Annotated in this window: 14 protein-coding genes; 11 read left to right on the top strand and 3 right to left on the bottom strand. The window is 40.9% G+C overall.

Annotated features, from left to right (window positions below; all coding sequences use genetic code 11):
* Positions 1–19: 19 nt before the first annotated feature.
* The 5 genes from M2273_RS19605 to M2273_RS19585 all read left to right on the top strand — a co-directional run bounded on the left by M2273_RS19605 (position 20) and on the right by M2273_RS19585 (position 3,512).
* Positions 20–391, top strand: coding sequence for a hypothetical protein (locus M2273_RS19605; RefSeq protein WP_429399458.1), 372 nt, complete (start codon positions 20–22; stop codon positions 389–391).
* Between the two features lie 39 nt (positions 392–430).
* On the top strand, positions 431–1,576 hold the full coding sequence (locus M2273_RS19600) for an aminotransferase class I/II-fold pyridoxal phosphate-dependent enzyme (RefSeq protein WP_429399457.1): 1,146 nt from the start codon (positions 431–433) through the stop codon (positions 1,574–1,576).
* Positions 1,569–2,183 carry a dethiobiotin synthase gene (bioD, locus tag M2273_RS19595; protein ID WP_429399456.1) on the top strand — a complete coding sequence of 205 codons (615 nt, stop codon included), beginning with the start codon at positions 1,569–1,571 and terminating at the stop codon, positions 2,181–2,183. Before M2273_RS19600 ends, bioD begins: the two co-directional genes overlap by 8 nt.
* Before the next feature lie 78 nt (positions 2,184–2,261).
* On the top strand, positions 2,262–3,155 hold the full coding sequence (locus M2273_RS19590; RefSeq protein ID WP_429399455.1) for a 3-hydroxybutyryl-CoA dehydrogenase: 894 nt from the start codon (positions 2,262–2,264) through the stop codon (positions 3,153–3,155).
* Between the two features lie 66 nt (positions 3,156–3,221).
* Positions 3,222–3,512, top strand: a complete 291-nt coding sequence (locus M2273_RS19585; protein WP_429399454.1) for a hypothetical protein — start codon at positions 3,222–3,224, stop codon at positions 3,510–3,512.
* 158 nt (positions 3,513–3,670) lie between these two features.
* Here M2273_RS19585 and argS read toward each other — a convergent pair whose 3' ends face one another.
* A complete protein-coding gene (gene argS / locus M2273_RS19580; RefSeq protein ID WP_429399453.1) occupies positions 3,671–5,437 on the bottom strand; it encodes an arginine--tRNA ligase in 1,767 nt (588 codons plus the stop codon).
* Positions 5,438–5,523: 86 nt separating this feature from the next.
* On the opposite strand from argS, the gene M2273_RS19575 reads away from it, so the two are divergent.
* The 5 genes from M2273_RS19575 to M2273_RS19555 all read left to right on the top strand — a co-directional run bounded on the left by M2273_RS19575 (position 5,524) and on the right by M2273_RS19555 (position 12,120).
* On the top strand, positions 5,524–6,966 hold the full coding sequence (locus tag M2273_RS19575) for an arginine deiminase family protein (protein WP_429399452.1): 1,443 nt from the start codon (positions 5,524–5,526) through the stop codon (positions 6,964–6,966).
* A 145-nt stretch (positions 6,967–7,111) separates the two neighbouring features.
* The gene (gene ctlX / locus M2273_RS19570; protein ID WP_429399451.1) at positions 7,112–8,032 is read left to right on the top strand and encodes a citrulline utilization hydrolase CtlX; all 921 of its coding nucleotides are present in this window, start codon (positions 7,112–7,114) and stop codon (positions 8,030–8,032) included.
* A gap of 343 nt (positions 8,033–8,375) precedes the next feature.
* On the top strand, positions 8,376–9,383 hold the full coding sequence (locus M2273_RS19565; RefSeq protein WP_429399450.1) for a hypothetical protein: 1,008 nt from the start codon (positions 8,376–8,378) through the stop codon (positions 9,381–9,383).
* 57 nt (positions 9,384–9,440) lie between these two features.
* A complete protein-coding gene (locus tag M2273_RS19560) occupies positions 9,441–9,626 on the top strand; it encodes a hypothetical protein (RefSeq protein WP_429399449.1) in 186 nt (61 codons plus the stop codon).
* Positions 9,627–10,725: 1,099 nt separating this feature from the next.
* Complete coding sequence (locus M2273_RS19555) at positions 10,726–12,120, top strand: arginine decarboxylase (protein WP_429399448.1); 1,395 nt, start codon at positions 10,726–10,728, stop codon at positions 12,118–12,120.
* Positions 12,121–12,530: 410 nt separating this feature from the next.
* Here M2273_RS19555 and M2273_RS19550 read toward each other — a convergent pair whose 3' ends face one another.
* Complete coding sequence (locus M2273_RS19550) at positions 12,531–13,064, bottom strand: hypothetical protein (protein ID WP_429399447.1); 534 nt, start codon at positions 13,062–13,064, stop codon at positions 12,531–12,533.
* A 316-nt stretch (positions 13,065–13,380) separates the two neighbouring features.
* Between M2273_RS19550 and M2273_RS19545 the strand changes: the two genes are divergently transcribed.
* The gene (locus tag M2273_RS19545) at positions 13,381–14,880 is read left to right on the top strand and encodes a malate:quinone oxidoreductase (protein ID WP_429399446.1); all 1,500 of its coding nucleotides are present in this window, start codon (positions 13,381–13,383) and stop codon (positions 14,878–14,880) included.
* Between the two features lie 160 nt (positions 14,881–15,040).
* Here M2273_RS19545 and M2273_RS19540 read toward each other — a convergent pair whose 3' ends face one another.
* Positions 15,041–17,644: a M1 family metallopeptidase gene (locus tag M2273_RS19540; protein ID WP_429399445.1), complete on the bottom strand. Its 2,604-nt coding sequence runs from the start codon at positions 17,642–17,644 to the stop codon at positions 15,041–15,043.
* Positions 17,645–17,936 lie beyond the last annotated feature (292 nt).

Raw genomic sequence — 17,936 nt, 5'->3', positions numbered from 1 at the left:
ACGTAAATTAAAAAAAGCTATGAAAAAAATTTTGTTGATGTGCTGTTTCCTGATGGGGATTGCAGCAGCGAGCCATGCCCAGGGCGGTAATAGAAGAAGCCCGGAAGAAATGGCCAAAGGATTACAGACTCAGCTTAAGCTGACTGATGATCAGACTACTAAAATTACTGCCATCTATAAAGATCAGGCTACCAAAATGGATAGCGTAAGAACAGCTGCCAATGGCGACAGGGATGCTATGAGAAGTGCAAGGATGCCTATCATGAAAGCCACTAATGATAAAGTTAAAGCCATTTTAACACCAGAACAGGCAACTGCTTATGATGCATGGATGAAGGAAAGAATGGACAGAATGAGACAGGGCGGCGGCGGGGGCGGCTCGCAAAATTAATTGATAATAAAAAGCGGCTTATGGCCGCTTTTTATATTTTTGCACAAATCATTCGCATTGACACCGTCCCAAACATATCTTAAAAACAAACTTGATGAAAGACAGTCGTCTGGTACGTACAGAACTTTAAAGCCTGAAAACGATCTTATTGATTTTTGCTCAAATGATTACCTCGGGTTTGCCAGGTCATCTGTTTTAAAGCAAAACATTGAAACTGAGGTTCAAAAATATCCTTCCGCTTCAAACGGTTCTACCGGCTCAAGACTTTTATCAGGTAATATAACTTATGCCGAAGACCTGGAAAAAGAGATAGCCGCATTTCATCAGTATGAAGCTGGCTTGCTTTTTAACTCAGGTTATGATGCCAATCTGGGTTTACTCTCCTCACTGGCCCAACGCGGCGATACCATTATACTTGACGAGCTGATACATGCCTCTGCCATTGACGGAGCGCGATTAAGTTATGCCAACCGCTATAGTTTCAGTCATAATGATCCGGATAGCCTGGAGGCTAAGTTAAAGCAGGCTAAGGGCAATTGCTATGTAGTTATTGAAAGCGTTTATTCTATGGATGGCGATACGCCCCCGCTATTGGAAATACTAAACCTTACCGAAAAGTATGGCGCGCATTTAATTGTTGATGAGGCACACGCTGTAGGGCTTTATCCATCTGGATTAGTGAATGAGTTGGGTTTACAAAACAGGGTATTTGCTTTGGTGGTAACTTTTGGCAAGGCAATGGGTAGTCATGGGGCCATTGTATTGGGCAGTAATATGTTAAGGGAATACCTTATAAATTTTGCCCGCTCCTTTGTTTATACTACCGCCTCCCCCTTTCACCAACTGGCAGCTGTAAAAATGGCTTACCAGTTATTATATAATGCCGGCCAGGAAATCACCCGTCTAAAAAACAATATTGATTTGTTTAAAAATCAGATCCAAACAAATGATGCCTTCCCGTTGCTTAACAGCAATAGCGCCATTCAATGCGTCGTACTAAAAAGTAATCATAAGGCCCGTGAAATTGCAAACATTTTGCAACATGCCGGGTTAGATGTAAGGGCTATACTTAGCCCTACTGTTGCAGCAGGAACTGAAAGGATACGGATATGCCTGCACGCATTTAATACAACCAATGATTTAACCTTACTTACTGATACTATTAACAAGTTTATAAATGCCTAAACCGCCTATTTTTATTACCGGTATTGGTACCGGGATCGGCAAAACAGTTGTTTCGGCCATTATAACAGAGAAATTAAAGGCCGATTACTGGAAACCCGTGCAGGCCGGCGATCTGGATGATAGCGATACCCTCAAAGTACAAAGCCTGGTATCAAACGATGTTTCGCGTTTTTATCCCGAAGCTTATCGCTTAACACAACCTTATTCGCCCCATAAATCGGCAGCCATTGATAAAATAGTTATCGATATTCAAAATATTATTCCTCCAAAAACCGATAACCAATTAATAATTGAAGGGGCAGGCGGTCTTATGGTACCTTTAAATGATAATTTTTTAATGATAGATGTGATCAAGCAGTTAAATGCTAAAGTGATCCTGGTATCGCAAAACTACCTGGGCAGCATCAACCATACTTTATTATCGCTTCATGCGCTTAAAAAATATAATATACCGGTAATGGGTATTGTATTTAATGGCGATAAGGATATTTATTCAAAAACCTTTATTCTTAATTACGCAAGTGTGAATGAACTGGGGCATGTACCCACTTATGAAAACCTCAACAAAAAAACAATAATTGAGGCTGGCGCTTTTATTACATTATAGTACAAAGGTATTTTTCCAAATAAATAATTTGCTCCACTTTAACTTATTGATTTTAAGCATTTACATAACCTAATCATCATGAAAAATATTACCGTAATTGGTTCTGGCACTATGGGTAACGGCATAGCTCATACCTTTGCACAACATGGCTTTGAAGTATCATTGGTTGATATTGATACCGGCGCGCTAAGTAACGCTATACAAACCATTACTAATAACCTGGACAGGCAGGTAAAAAAAGGCATTATTGATGACTATGTAAAAACCACTACCCTGGACCGCATTAAAACTTTTACCGACTTGCAACAGGGCGCAGCCGGTGCCGATCTGGTGATTGAAGCTGCTACCGAGAACCATGAGATCAAGCTTAAACTATTTAAACAGCTCAGCAATATTTGCAGCGATGATGTTATCCTGGCTTCTAATACATCGTCTATATCTATAACGCAAATTGCCGCGGTAACAAAAAACCCGGGCAATGTGATTGGTATGCACTTTATGAACCCTGTACCGGTAATGAAACTGGTAGAGGTAATAAGGGGGTATGCTACTACTAACGAAGTTACCAACGTCATTATGCAACTGGCTAAAACATTAGAAAAAGACCCTGTTGAAGTAAATGACTACCCGGGTTTTGTGGCCAACCGCATTTTAATGCCCATGATAAACGAGGCTATTTATACCTTATATGAAGGCGTTGCCGGCGTTGAGGAAATTGATACCGTGATGAAACTGGGCATGGCCCACCCGATGGGTCCGCTTCAACTTGCCGATTTTATTGGCCTTGATGTTTGCCTCGCTATTTTAAAAGTATTGCATGATGGCTTCGGCAATCAAAAATATGCCCCATGCCCTTTACTGGTAAATATGGTAACCGCCGGGCATCGTGGGGTAAAATCAGGAAGTGGTTTTTATAAGTACACTGCAGGTAGTAAGGAACATGTGGTAGCCGATAAATTTATCCGTAAATAATTAAACTTTTTAAGCTGGTTGTTGTCAAAATTTCTGTAAGTATTTAATAAAATAAACATTTTACAGATGAAAAAGATAGCGAAAATAGGATTATTACTGGCCTTAACAGGCACCTTATTCACATCATGCGCTGCTGATTATTATGTTGCCGAACGTCCTGCCGAACCTGTATACGTACGCCCGGTTGCTCCGTATTCCGGTGCCTATTGGGTACCCGGCGAATGGGCCTGGCGTGGAGATAGATATGTTTATGTAAACGGCTATTATGCCCGTCCCCGTGCCGGTCGTGTTTATGTACAAGGATACTGGCATCCGGTTCGCCGTGGCTATGCATGGTACAGAGGACATTGGAGATAGGAAGCCCCCTAACCCCCTAAAGGGGGAACTTTTGAAAATCTTATTTCAAAAACAACAAAGCCCGGTTCCAAAAAGAACTGGGCTTTGTTGTTTTAATATCTGTACATCTGAAACCCGCACATCAAAAAGTTCCCCCTTTAGGGGGTTAGGGGTCGCCTCTACATCCTTTCTGGCACATCAATACCCAGCAGGTTCATGGCTTTGCTGATCACTTTGGCTGATGATGCCGATAGTTGCAGTCTGAACTGCTTTAATATTTCATCCTCGGCCTGTAGAATTGATTTTTCGTGGTAAAATTTATTGTAAGATTTGGCCAGTTCATATACATAGTTGGCTATAACAGCCGGACTGTATTCGGCAGCTGCCGTGTTGATCACTTCAGGGAATTGAGTTAACAAAATGATCAGGTCGCGCTCAACACCGGCAAGCTCTGTTATTTCAATGTTATAGTTAGGCTCATAATCTGCCCGGCTTAATACCGATTTGATACGGGCATGGGTATATTGAATAAATGGCCCGGTGTGCCCCTGAAAATCAACCGACTCGTTAGGATCAAACAACAAGCGTTTTTTGGGGTCAACCTTTAAAAGGAAATACTTAAGGGCACCCATACCAATGGTATGATAAAGTTGTAATTTCTCCTCCGCTGTAAAAGCTTCAACCTTGCCCATAGCCTCGGTTTGCTCCTTGGCGGTAGTTTCCATTTCTTCCATCAGGTCGTCGGCATCAACTACTGTTCCCTCGCGCGATTTCATTTTACCCGATGGCAGATCGACCATACCATACGATAAATGGAATAAACCATCGGCACCGGCTTTACCCAGTTTACGTAAAATCAGGAACAGCACTTTAAAGTGATAATCCTGCTCATTACCCACCACATAAATGGATTTATCCATGTGGAAGTCGTTATATTTTAGCTGCGCCGTACCCAGATCCTGGGTTATGTAAACAGATGTACCGTCTGATCGCAGAACCAGCTTTTCGTCCAGTCCGTCAGGAGTCAGGTCTATCCAAACAGAACCATCCGGTTTTTTAAAGAAAACCTCTTTTTGCAGACCCTCATCAATAATATCCTTACCTAAAAGGTAGGTGTTCGACTCGTAGTAGTATTTATCAAAACTAACGCCCAACTGTTTATAAGTATCAGCAAAACCAGCATAAACCCAACTGTTCATGGTTTTCCACAGGTCAATCACTTCCTGATCGCCTGCCTCCCATTTTTGCAGCATTTGCTGTGCCTCTTTTATAACGGGAGCATTCTTTTTGGCTTCCTCTTCACTTTGGCCTTCGGCTTTTAACTCTTCTATCTGGGTTTTGTAGGCTTTATCAAACAACACGTAATATTTACCTACCAAATGATCACCTTTTAAGCCCGATGATTCGGGAGTTTCGCCATTCCCAAACTTTTGCCAGGCCAGCATTGATTTGCAAATATGAATACCACGGTCGTTCACCAAATTGGTTTTTACCACCTCATAACCTGCCGCACTTAAAATTTGTGCTACCGAGTATCCTAAAAGGTTATTACGGATGTGCCCCAGGTGCAATGGTTTATTGGTATTGGGCGATGAGTATTCAACCATCACCTTTTGACCGTTTGGCTTTGCCACTGCAAAATCGTCAGGCAATATCTGGTTGTATAGCTGGCTTATCCAGTATTCGTCGCTTATAGAAATATTGAGGAACCCCTTGATCACGTTAAATGCGGTCACCTCTTTTAATTCGTTTTTAAGGTATTCCCCTATCTCGTTACCGGTTTGCTCAGGCCCTTTGCGCGAAAATTTGGTAAAGGGGAAAGTTACTATGGTTATTTGTCCTTCAAATTCTTTCCGGGTTTCCTGTAAACTTATAGCTGCCGATGCAACATCAGTTTGGTACAGATGTTTAATTGCTTTTACGGCAGCATCAATAATAAAATTCATGCGGCAAAATTAATTAAATTGCTAATAACCTTGCTATAATAAAATATTGATTATTCTGAATAGATTTGCTCTTCTTATATCCTTTTATGATACTAACCAACAACGATTTTAAAATAGATGTAACATCCGAAATTGGCAGCCTGCGCACCTTACTCATCCACAGCCCGGATAGCGGATTAGGTAAAGTTGTGCCATCAAAAGCCCAGGACTGGCTGTTTGAGGATATAGTTCACCTGGATACCATGCGTAAAAACGAGTATGATCATTACGTAAAACTATTGCTCTATTTTTTGGATCCCGATAAAATAAAAGGCAAACTGCAGCAAATAGATAACGATGAAGAGCGCGCGTTTTTTAAACCCGATAATGCCGGCTTCCATGCATCAAACCAGGTAATTGAAATACAAACCCTGCTGGCAGATATTTTACAGCAGGAAGATATTCGTGAAAAACTGGTGGCTTCGGTTTGCGCTATTGAAAGCTGCAATTATCGCCTGCAAGAGCAACTGATAAATACCGACCCTGTTGAGCTGGCTAAAATATTCATATCGGGATCGCTAAATAACGAGGAAATGATATTTGCCCCAATACCTAACCTTATTTTTTCGAGGGATATTGGTATAGCGGTTAATAACCACATGCTGCTCAACAAACCGGCTAAAAAGGCCCGCTTCCGCGAAACCCTGCTGGCGCGGTATATATTTTTTAACCACCCTTTGTTTGCTGCCTATAGCAATAACATACTGGAGATACCCGAAACCGCACAGCATTTTTTACGGCCCGGCGAGGATAACCTGGAAAAAACCACTTTAGAGGGCGGCGATGTGATGATGGTGAGTCCGCAGCATTTAATTATTGGCTGTAGCGAGCGCACCTCCATAAGCGGTGCCAACGAGGCTATTAAATTATTGTTTGATAATGATGTGGTAAAAAAAGTAACCATTGTAAAAATTCCGCATAAGCGCGATTACATGCACATTGATACCGTATTTACACAAATAAAACGTGATACCTGGGTACTGCTGCGCTCGCTGGCTGTAGCCGACGCGCCGCTGGAAGAGCAGGAACCCATTTCCTGGTTTGCAGATAAAAAGCAAAAGGACAGGGCCGAAATTGTGCAGTTTGAAAAAGGTGAAAAGCCGCGACTGTTTGGATGTATTGAAGACCTACTCGCCGACATTAGCGAGAATGACCTGCAAAGCGGTACAAAAACAAATTTCATATACTCCGGCAATAACACATTTCCTTTTGATGCCCGTGAACAGTGGACCGATTCCTGTAACCTGCTGGCCATAAAAGAAGGTGTGGTTTTAGGTTACGACCGTAACGACAAAACAGTAGAGGCCTTTAAGCAAAACGGATTCGACGTGATCAGGGTGAATGATCTGCTGCAAAAATTTGAGAATGGCGAGCTTGACCCGCAAACCATGACCGATACATTAATTTTAATGCCATCGGCCGAACTTTCCAGGGCCCGTGGTGGTTTTCATTGTATGAGTATGCCACTTTTAAGGGATAAGGTGGTCTGAACCTGGATTTATACGATTAAAGGATTACCATGATTTTTGGATCAAAGGCTTTGATTTACAAATAAAAATCCCAAAAATATAAGCAATCTGTTTAATCCAAGTTCAGACAATTTAATCAAGGTTCAGACAAAATATATGCACTAAAATGAATCAATCAACCAACAACATATTAATGATAAGGCCGGTAAGTTTCGGCTTTAATGAGCAAACGGCGGGGAGCAATGCTTTCCAAAACCGCGACGCCGACCAGCAGGCCGTTCAGGATAAAGCGCTGGCCGAATTTGACGGTTTTGCAAAAACATTAAAAGAAAATGGTGTAAGTGTTACCGTAGTTGATGATACCGCGCAGCCGCATACCCCCGATTCTATTTTCCCAAACAACTGGGTATCGTTTCATGCAGACGGCACAGTGTTCCTGTACCCTATGCAGGCCGAAAACCGCCGACTGGAGCGCCGGGAAGATATCATCAGCAAATTGGAGGATAGTTTTAAAGTTGCGCATGTGATTGATCTGAGTCGTTTTGAGGCTGAAAATAAATTTTTGGAAGGCACCGGCAGTATGGTGCTCGACAGGGAGAATAAAATTGCCTATGCCTGTCTTTCGCCACGTACAGACAAAGAGGTGCTGACCCTGTTTTGCGAACAGGCTGGTTATAAAGCCATCAGCTTTGAAGCAGCTGACGCCAATGGCAAGGCCATTTACCATACCAATGTGCTGATGTGCATTGGCAGCGGATTCGCTGTGATCTGTACAGATAGCATCCCTAATCCGCATGAAAAGGTTGTGATTCTGGAATCGCTGCGGTCGGCCCATAAAGAAGTTGTGGAAATAACCTTTGACCAGATGAACCGCTTTGCAGGCAATATGCTGGAGGTAAAGAACCGGGCCGGCGAAGACCTGATCGTGATGTCGCAAAACGCTTACAACGCGCTGGATGAGGGGCAAAAAACAACGCTGAAAAAATACGGCAAGTTAGTTTATGCCGATATTAATACCATTGAAACCAATGGCGGCGGCAGCGCCAGGTGCATGATAGCCGAGGTGCATTTGCCGATGGGGAAATAGGTAAATACTATTTGGCCTGGTGTTCATATCTACACCCATGAACACCGTGAACACTAATTAACACTTGATAATCAGACACTTGCATTTTTAGCATTAATACAAAACGCTATACATGGGGCGGAAACCTATGGTGTTATCACCGAACCGCATATAGCCAATAAACATTCCATTATTTCTTAGTGCCTTACTAAGTAGTTCGGTGATAACATCGACCACGGGCTAAATTGAATTTTCTCTGATTTCCCTATTTTAAATTTTCCCATCGCTATTCATCCACTATCTATAAATAAAATAGTATTCAATTAGAATATTTACATGTGCAAGGGAAATGATATATTGCCTTATGACAAATGAGGAATTAGAAGAACTTTTAATAAATTCAATTATCCCCAATATTGCGCGTTACTTAGACAGCAATAATGTTAATCCGGTTTTAGTTCCCATTGTTTATCATCAGGTAGATGAATGGGTAATGAATGCCAAAATAGAGTGTCAATTTTATGGTCTGCATATTTCAAGGGGTACATTAATGTATCTTAACAATTTGACCGTATCACTTTTATCATCCAATTTGGTCTTTCCGGACATTGGTCATTCAGACTCAATTATTAAATTAAATTCTTTCGGATTATATGATGTTTTGGATTTAGAGGATGTCAATCCCGAATTAATATTTGACATCGAAAGACAACAACTTCAAAAGTTAGTATTCAGTGCAATGCTTAAAATACTGATTTTGCACGAATGCACACACATCATCCATGGTCACTTAAAATACTTGGTAAACAACAAATTGACTCAAAAAGATTTACCACCACTTGATAGTCAAACATTAGAGTTGGATGCTGATTGCATTGCAATAAGTGCTTTATATCATCAGCTGTTTAGTGATTTGAAAGAACATCCAACTTTATTTCCAGTCCAACTACGTAGCGAAACCGGAATGATAAAACTGTTAGGATATTCCGCAAATTTTGTTCTCCAATATTTGGTAGGAGTTGGTGAATCTAATTTAGAAAAGTTGGTAACAAATTCTCACTACACCAATGCGGTTAAGTATAATTTATTGTGTTCAACGTTAGTAACATTAATGGACGCATATAACCCCGGATTAAGTGATGATTTGAGCATTTGGGTCGACTTTAAAAAAGATGGTATCTATAATTCATCAGAAGTGATAGACCACCATTCTATCATTGATGACGTTAAATTTGCCTTCTCTTTTGAAGTGCAATGTCACATAACAGCAATTGCTAAAAATTGGGAAAATATGCGCCCTAAACTTGAACCTTATTCCCATTATAAGTTACCTGCAATTAACGATTGGTCAAATTCTAAGTTTTTTAATTAATTTCTCTTTTTAGGGCATTCTGCAAAAGTGGAAAGTATTTATAGTGAAAGACTATAAATGAGCAAACTTTCAAAAGCAGAAATAAAAGAGCACAATATTGCCGTAGAACACCGACAAAAAGACAATCTAACATTTGGAGAAAAATTATTAGGTTATGAAAAATGGAATGAATCTGCTACTTCATTAAATAGTGAAGCTGGTGCATTTTTCACCCCTGTCTGGCACAAGCATGTCGGGCAGTAAGCGGCAAAAGCTACTTGTGCCCACTCTCACTCGTCTGTGACCTGCCGTGTACCCATTCTTCAGCCCTTGATCGGTGCTATCACCGCACCCCTCCTACACATAAATTAGCATTTCACCCAACTTTTACTCATCCTCCCGAACCCCGTAACTCGCCCCACGAACCCGATATAAATACATTCAGCCTATGGTCGGTGTGCTATCACCGCACCATGTATAGCCAATAAGCATTTTTATTTAGCCTTAGGGTGGTTCGGTGACAACACCGAACACAGGCCAAAACACTTGATAATCAAGCATTTGAATTTATACCCTATATAACTGAAAAAGGTTAACCCTTTATGATTAACCTTCTCAACACATTTTACTAAATTCCTAAATAGGGATATATTAACATTCGCCCTCGCTTGTGTTATCTGCAATAAAATAACCCAAAACAGAACTTCCCAATAACGCAATTAATAAGACTATCATAAGCTTTAATTTTAGGTGAATAACTACTAATTAAGACAATGACAGTTTATAATAGTTTAGTATATTTTAATTATCACGATTTTCACAATAAAAAGGGCTAATCGTTGATGATTAGCCCTAATATTACCTTTATTATTAAATAATTAAACCCTATTATTTTCCGTTTTACCTTTATCTGAATTGAATATCGCTTAAACTTTACGTTTTCAATATTAATTGAATGAATTTCATATTCAGCCCGTGGTCGGTGTTATCACGGGATGTGTTCGGAAGAAATAAAAACGTTGTCATTTCGACGAGGAACGAGGAGAAATCCTATACGACCTGCAAATCCACTTTGTATATTATATAAGATTTCTCTTTCGCGCCACCCTCATTCCTCCCGCAGGCTCTTTCGAAATGACAATTTTTTTTTGAAAATAATTCTTCCGAACACCTGTGGTGTTATCACCCGCACCACTTATACACATAAATTAGTATTTCACTTAAGCTTTTACCCATCCTCCCGAACCCGGTAAACCACCTCACAAACCCGCTACAAATAAATTACATTCAGACCATAAATTTTATGCTGACATTTGGCCGTTAATTCCGTTTAAAAATTACATTTTTGCCAAAATTTTAATAAATGCAAAGTTACCAGGAATTTCTTGATCTAAGTGTAGGTTTTCCGCAGGATGGTTTCGAGATCATCGACGATGAACTATATTTTCAGGACCTTAATTTAATGGAGATGATTGAAACGTATGGCACTCCTCTGCGCTTCACTTATCTGCCCATGATAACTAAAAAAATACAGCAAGCCAAGCTGTTATTTCAGCAGGCTATTGTTAAAAATAACTATCGCGGCAGCTATAAATATTGTTATTGCACCAAAAGCTCGCACTTTAGGCACATAGTTGAAGAAGCGCTTAAAAACGAGATCCACCTGGAAACTTCATCAGCCTTTGATATGCCGATGATTGATGCCCTGGAGAAAAAAGGCGCTGTAAACAAGGATATCACCGTGATATGTAACGGTTTTAAAACCTTCCAGTATAAAACATATATTATTGATATGCTGCATGATGGCTTTAAAAACATCATCCCGGTATTGGATAATAAGGAAGAATTTAACCTTTACGACGATGAGATCGAGATGGAAACCCCTTGTAACCTGGGTATCCGTATAGCCGCTGAAGAGCAGCCAGATTCGCAATTCTATACCTCGCGTTTAGGTGTGCGTATGGAAGATGTAATCGACTTTTATCATAATAAAATAGAGGATAACCCTAATTTTCAGGTTAAGCTGTTACATTTCTTTATCAACTCCGGTATTTCTGATACGCCGTACTACTGGAACGAGTTGGAGAAATACGTAACGCTTTATTGCAAATTTAAAAAGGTTAACCCGGCCCTTGACACGCTTGATATTGGTGGCGGTATGCCATTTAAAGATTCACTGGTTTTTGACTTTGATTACGAATACATGATCAACGAGATCGTGAGCCGGATCAAAGAGATCTGTGCCGAGCATGACACCATTGAACCGGATATTATTACCGAGTTTGGCAAATACACTGTTGCCGAAGCATCAGGTATCTTGTATAAGGTTCTGGGCCGCAAGCAACAGAATGATCGTGAAAGATGGTTAATGCTTGACGGATCATTCATCACTAACCTACCCGATGTTTGGGCTTTGAACCAAAAATATATCCTGTTACCGGTTAACAACTGGGATTCTGAATATGAGCGCGTAAATCTGGGTGGTATTACCTGCGACGGGCAGGATTATTACAACCAGGAAGCCCACATGAACAGCGTATTTATGCCCAAAACCCGTAAGGTACAATACCTGGGCTTTTTTAATACCGGAGCCTATCAGGAAGTATTAAGCGGCTATGGCGGTATACACCATTGTCTGCTGCCATCGCCAAAGCATGTGATCATCCGCCGCAATCGCGATGAAACATTTAACTTTGAGGTGTTTGGCGAAGAACAGAACAGCAAGCAGGTGCTTAAAATACTGGGTTATACTACATAGTAAGCAGTTGCCGCCAGGCAGGCAGCATTTAAAATACTTGTATAGCGATGGGTTTAAACTCATCGCTATTTTTTTGACCGTTGATTTAGGTGATTGGTGTGATTTCGTTGATTTTGTCTGAACCATTTGTCTGAACCTGGATTTATGGGATTAAAGGATTATCAGGATTTTGACCGTTGATTGAAGTGATTGATGTGATTTCGTCTGAACCTTGATTCGCACGATTAAAGGATTACCATGATTCTTGACCGTTGATTAGGGTGATTTGTTTGATTGCTTTGATTTTTTTGACTAAATTGTTTGTCATTTTACACGCAACACGCAACACGCAACACGCAACACGCAACACGCAACACGCAACACGCAACACGCAACACGCAACACGCAACACGCAACACGCAACACGCAACTCACTTCCCCGACGCTACACCCCAATAGCAACTGTTCCTGATCTTTTTAAGGATGGCTGGTGTTACGCTCGATACTTCCTGCTGGTATTTATTTTCGTTATTGAGTAAATACATGGAGCCGTTTTCGTTGTTGTAAACATATGCGCACAACTTTTTTTCTTCACCATCCTCATTTTGCCTTACATCAACTTTTAATCCATTAGTTACTTTACTGTTGTTTGCAGGTTCGGCCGGTGCAGATGCCCTGATCCAGTTAACTGTATAAGTTATATTTTGGGGTAAGACTGATGCGGTTTTTTCTTTGTAGCTTTTACTGGTCTGTATCACCTGTAACAGGCATTTTACACAGGGATCGGCAACGGTAGCTGTACCATAGTTTTTTTGCGGGTTATTGATCACACTATCTTTTTTACCGGCTACCTGCACCGTGGTTTTTGAAATATCATTTGATACGGGCTTTGATTTGGAATTACCACAGGCACATAACGCTATGATTAAAACACAAAAGCAGGAATTTAATTTTAACACACTCATATTACACTTATACTATATTTTATTCTATATACAGTATACAGTATTTAAAGCTTTTTGTGTTATCGCACCATAAATTACATTTCATCATCCGTTATTAGCAAAATCATGGCTATCTAAATTTAAACATGGTTTTTATTGCATTTAACGGACAGGAAAAGACGGCTTTTCTCTAAAAATTCCTTAAAATTGTCTGATTTAATTTTACCCTGCAATTAAACAAGTCGGCAGGACTTAATCAGCATAACAATTTTGCAAAAATCAGGTTATACCTGGTATAATTTAATTTGAAACATACCTTTACAGGTATTATACTAAGATGACTAAAAGCGATAAAGTTTCAGGAACAACGATTGATGTAGTTTTAATAGGTGCTGGTATCATGAGCGCTACACTGGGAGTAATGCTTAAAGAGCTTCAACCCGATTTAACCATTGAAATTTTTGAACGACTTGATGTTATAGCCTCAGAAAGTTCGGCCGCCATGAACAATGCAGGTACAGGCCACTCCGCTTTTTGCGAACTAAATTATACCCCCGAACTTCCTGATGGCACTGTTGAAATAAAAAAAGCCATAAAAATTGCCGAACAGTTTGAAACCACCAAAGAGTTTTGGACTTATCTTATCGAGCAAAAATATATCCCATCACCGCAAAGCTTTATTCGCAAAGTACCGCACATGAGCTTTGTTTGGGGGCCCGAGAATGTAAATTACCTGAAAAAGCGCCAGCAGGCCCTTACCAAACATCACTTTTTTAAAGGGATGGAGTACTCAGAAGATCGTACCCAGATCCAAAAATGGATACCCCTGGTAATGGAGGGGCGCGATGAGAACGAAAAGGTATCGGCCACATTTATGGATATGGGTACCGATGTAAATTTTGGCAGTTTAACCAGCAGCCTGTTTGATCAGCTAAAACAAAAACAAGGCGTTAGCCTGCACCTTAACCACGATGTAACCAACCTAAAACGCAATCAGGATGGCAGCTGGCTGGTAACCGTAAAAGACAAAACAAGCGGGCAAAAAAGAAAACTTAACGCAAAATTTGTTTTTGTTGGCGCCGGTGGTGGCGCTTTGCCGCTGCTGCAAAAATCGGGCATTGCCGAGAGTAAAGGTTTTGGCGGTTTCCCGGTAAGCGGGCAATGGCTGGTGTGCAATAACCCCGATATAATAAAACGTCATGAAGCTAAAGTTTATGGCAAGGCTTCAGTTGGCTCGCCGCCAATGTCGGTACCGCATTTGGATACCCGCATGATCAATGGCAAAAGAGAATTGCTTTTTGGGCCTTATGCCGGCTTCTCTACCCGTTTTTTAAAGCGGGGGTCGCTGCTTGATCTGTTCTGCTCTATAAAACTGAATAACATAGGCCCGCTGCTTGCCGTAGGGCGCGATAATATGGCGCTGACCAAATACCTCATCAGCCAGGTATTGCAATCGCCCAAGGACCGTTTAAAAGCCCTGCAAGAGTATCTGCCAACAGCAAACCAAAACGACTGGACGCTTGATATAGCCGGTCAGCGCGTACAGGTTATAAAGAAAGACGCCAAACATGGTGGTGTACTGGAGTTTGGTACCGAAGTAGTAACATCTGCCGATGGCAGTATTTCGGCACTGCTTGGCGCTTCGCCTGGCGCGTCAACATCAGTGCCTATCATGGTACACCTCATAGAGCGCTGCTTTAAAAGCCATATCAAAACGAACGGTTGGCAACAAAAATTAAAGCAAATGATCCCGTCATACGGTCAGTCATTAGCTAATGATGAAGCTTTAAGCGAAGCTACCAGGGCAAGGACAAGCAAGGCGCTGGGATTAGATTAATATAAACCAGTATAAATCAGTCATCCCGAATTTATTTCGGGATCCCACATGCTAAGTAAGTAACAATAGGCATTGCATTTACTTTAATGTGAGATGCTGACATGTAAAACTTACGAAGTTTTAGAAACTTCGTAAGTTTGTTATCCTCATGATATTTCTCCTACTGAAACAAAGTAGCCGATATATTATTATTCACCGCCGTTTCTTTAACCTTAAACTCAGCAGGCTGCCCCAGTAAAGTTGTTTTGATCGAAAACGGGATTTTGATACCTCCGGTTATACCTTCGTAATTACTCCATTCAGTTACCGAACTTATAGGGCCCTCTATTACTTGTTTTACCTTTAAGCCGGTCTTTTGGTTGTAAAAGTTCTTTATTCTGGCTCCATCGGCAATGTTTACATCAATTTCATAAGCAAGATCGCCGTTCACAATTTTTAGTGCTGAATCAAGCTCTAAGGCATAACCATTTTTTTCATAATCGAGCTCAGGGAATGGTTTGCTCTTAACCTTCATTATTTTTTTACTTACATCGTCCAAAGTAATTTCCCTGTTAAGCTGCTGGGCGCTCATATTTTCGCCATTTATTAAAACATGATTCACTATAAGGTTATTATATGACGGCACAGTTGTTTGCTGAAAAAACATATCTGGAGTCCTGTAACGGGTTACCATTTGCACTTCGGACCCCTGCACTATACTGGTTGATGAAATTTGCAGATCCTTGATATTTTTTAATTTTTCGGCCCCGCCAATATCATCAATATAAGTTTTAATTATGCTGGCTGCCGTAATGCCTTTAGGTATAGGCAAACCGCTAAATGAATTATTTTCGGGATTTATATCCGGTAAAAGATGATCGGGGTCAATAGTGGCCAAAACAATTCTTGAGGTAGATTTATAGGGGAAAGTCCATACACCGCCGCGCTGCCATATTTCAACAGGCAGCTTTACTGTAGCTGTTTTACCGTTTTCTTCTTTGATCAAAATGGTTACCGGCAGCGCCATTTCTTCCTGGTTCTCCAGGGTAATGAGCGCCCCTTTTGTGGCATCACCATTAGGATAGGCAATATCCCTTATCCCCTGATCAAGCTTCCAGGTAGTAAAGAACCACTCATTCCAAAACCAGCTCAGGTCTTCGCCCGCGGCGTTATCCATAGTATGAAAAAAGTCCCATGGTGTGGGGTGTTTAAATACCCACCGTTTAATATAGGTTTTAAAGGCATAATCAAAACGTTGCTCACCAAGTATTTGCTCGCGTAAAATGGTTAGGCCCAATGCCGGTTTTTCATAAGCCGCCACGCCTAAAAATTCGGCCTGCAAAACATCGGGTATGGTCATAATGGGTTCTGCATCCTGATTAAATAGCCCGGGCGCCGCCTTTTGCTCATCGGGCTTTACATAATACTCGCCTTTATTAAACACTTTGGTATCTACATTATTTAAAAAAGTGTTAAAGCCTTCGTCCATCCAGGCATATTTGCGTTCGTTTGATCCTACGATCATCGGGAACCAGTTATGCCCAAACTCATGATTGGTAACTTCCCACAATTCTCCCGTCTTATTTTCTGAACCGCAAAAAACAATCCCCGGGTATTCCATACCGCCAACTGTACCGGCTACATTGGTAGCCACCGGGTAAGTGTACTCAAACCACTGGTTCGAATACAGTTCAATTGCACCTTTTACATATTCGGTTGATCTCCCCCAACCTGTATTCCCTTTACTCTCAACCGGATAAACTGATTGCGCGAGTGCCTTTTTACCGCTGGGTAAATTTATACGGGCCGCATCCCATATAAATGCTTTTGAAGCAGCCCAGGCCACATCGCGGGCATTTTTACAGAAAAAATGCCAGGTAAGCACCGGTTTTTTAGGGCGATCATTGCCCCGTAAAATATCGGTCGAATCTTTTATCGTGACTGTTTTATCACTTTTACGGGCCTCGGCCAAACGGCTTAAAGTTGTGGGCGAATACACCTCATTGGGATTAAGCAGCTCGCCTGAGCCAACCACAACTAAGCTCGATGGCGCGGTAATAGTATAATCAAAATTACCATACTCCAGGTAAAATTCACCTGCGCCAAGATACGGCAGGGTGTTCCATCCCGTTACATCGTCATAAACCTCCATACGCGGATACCATTGTGCCATTTCGTATATCCAGCCATTTTTAGTGAGTAAGCGTCCCATACGGTCGGTTCCATACTGTGGAATGTCAAATCCATACTCAATTTTTATCTGCAGCTTGCTGCCACCTGCTTTTAATGAATCTTTCAGTTTTATTTGCAGGCGGGTATCGGTCACTAAATAATCAGCTTTTTCGGTTTTGCCATTCTTTGTTACATAAATGGCCTTTATTTCATCGCCTTTGGTATATGATTTATTGCTAAACCGTCCGCCGGTTATGGGGCTGGTAGCATCGGCACGGGAGTCTTCCTTATAAATATTCTGCTCTACCTGTAACCATAAAAAAGGCAGCGCGTCAGGACTGTTATTGGTATAAGTGATCAAAGCTGTGCCATCAACCCGGTGCTTTGCGGTATCCAATGTAATATTCAGCTTATAATCAGCACGGTTTTGCCAGTATTTTGAACCCGGTGCACCACCGGCATTTCTAAACTCGTTGCCTTTTTCAGGATAAAAAAGCGGATTAAATACCTTATGCTGATCGTATTTTGCACCGGTTTGATCAGCACTTTGCCCATATCCTGTGCACGTATAAACGCACAACAGGATAAAAAGCGTTATTTTATAAAACTTCATGAATCTCTCCCGATTTATTATGAACGCCAATATATTAAAATTATACCTATGCAAATAGGTGATAACGATCATATAACATATTTTAACATATTATTATTGTTACAGAAAGAACAAAAGAGGAATGATAAAAAGAGAAAGGATAGAAGATAAGAGACAAAAAATAATAAGTATAGATCTGATGAATAATCCCATTTTTACATACATCCTCTTGCCTTAAAAAGCCTTTCTCTTTTATCCTACTATAATCATTACCTATTTTTTATATTTTTGCGGATGATTAAGAGCGCATAAA

The organism is Mucilaginibacter lappiensis, from assembly GCF_050433765.1.
Classification (GTDB): Bacteria; Bacteroidota; Bacteroidia; order Sphingobacteriales; family Sphingobacteriaceae; genus Mucilaginibacter; species Mucilaginibacter lappiensis_A.
This window is presented reverse-complemented; position numbering and strand designations above follow the sequence as displayed.

What these genes read in the sequence shown, in the direction of transcription:
- M2273_RS19555 (WP_429399448.1), top strand. Translation starts at nt 10,726, where the DNA reads ATGCAAAGTTACCAGGAATTTCTTGATCTAAGTGTAGGTTTTCCGCAG.
- ctlX (WP_429399451.1), top strand. Translation starts at nt 7,112, where the DNA reads ATGAATCAATCAACCAACAACATATTAATGATAAGGCCGGTAAGTTTC.
- M2273_RS19540 (WP_429399445.1), bottom strand. Translation starts at nt 17,644, where the DNA reads ATGAAGTTTTATAAAATAACGCTTTTTATCCTGTTGTGCGTTTATACG.
- M2273_RS19575 (WP_429399452.1), top strand. Translation starts at nt 5,524, where the DNA reads ATGATACTAACCAACAACGATTTTAAAATAGATGTAACATCCGAAATT.
- bioD (WP_429399456.1), top strand. Translation starts at nt 1,569, where the DNA reads ATGCCTAAACCGCCTATTTTTATTACCGGTATTGGTACCGGGATCGGC.
- M2273_RS19560 (WP_429399449.1), top strand. Translation starts at nt 9,441, where the DNA reads ATGAGCAAACTTTCAAAAGCAGAAATAAAAGAGCACAATATTGCCGTA.
- M2273_RS19565 (WP_429399450.1), top strand. Translation starts at nt 8,376, where the DNA reads ATGACAAATGAGGAATTAGAAGAACTTTTAATAAATTCAATTATCCCC.
- M2273_RS19550 (WP_429399447.1), bottom strand. Translation starts at nt 13,064, where the DNA reads ATGAGTGTGTTAAAATTAAATTCCTGCTTTTGTGTTTTAATCATAGCG.
- M2273_RS19605 (WP_429399458.1), top strand. Translation starts at nt 20, where the DNA reads ATGAAAAAAATTTTGTTGATGTGCTGTTTCCTGATGGGGATTGCAGCA.
- argS (WP_429399453.1), bottom strand. Translation starts at nt 5,437, where the DNA reads ATGAATTTTATTATTGATGCTGCCGTAAAAGCAATTAAACATCTGTAC.
- M2273_RS19545 (WP_429399446.1), top strand. Translation starts at nt 13,381, where the DNA reads ATGACTAAAAGCGATAAAGTTTCAGGAACAACGATTGATGTAGTTTTA.
- M2273_RS19585 (WP_429399454.1), top strand. Translation starts at nt 3,222, where the DNA reads ATGAAAAAGATAGCGAAAATAGGATTATTACTGGCCTTAACAGGCACC.
- M2273_RS19590 (WP_429399455.1), top strand. Translation starts at nt 2,262, where the DNA reads ATGAAAAATATTACCGTAATTGGTTCTGGCACTATGGGTAACGGCATA.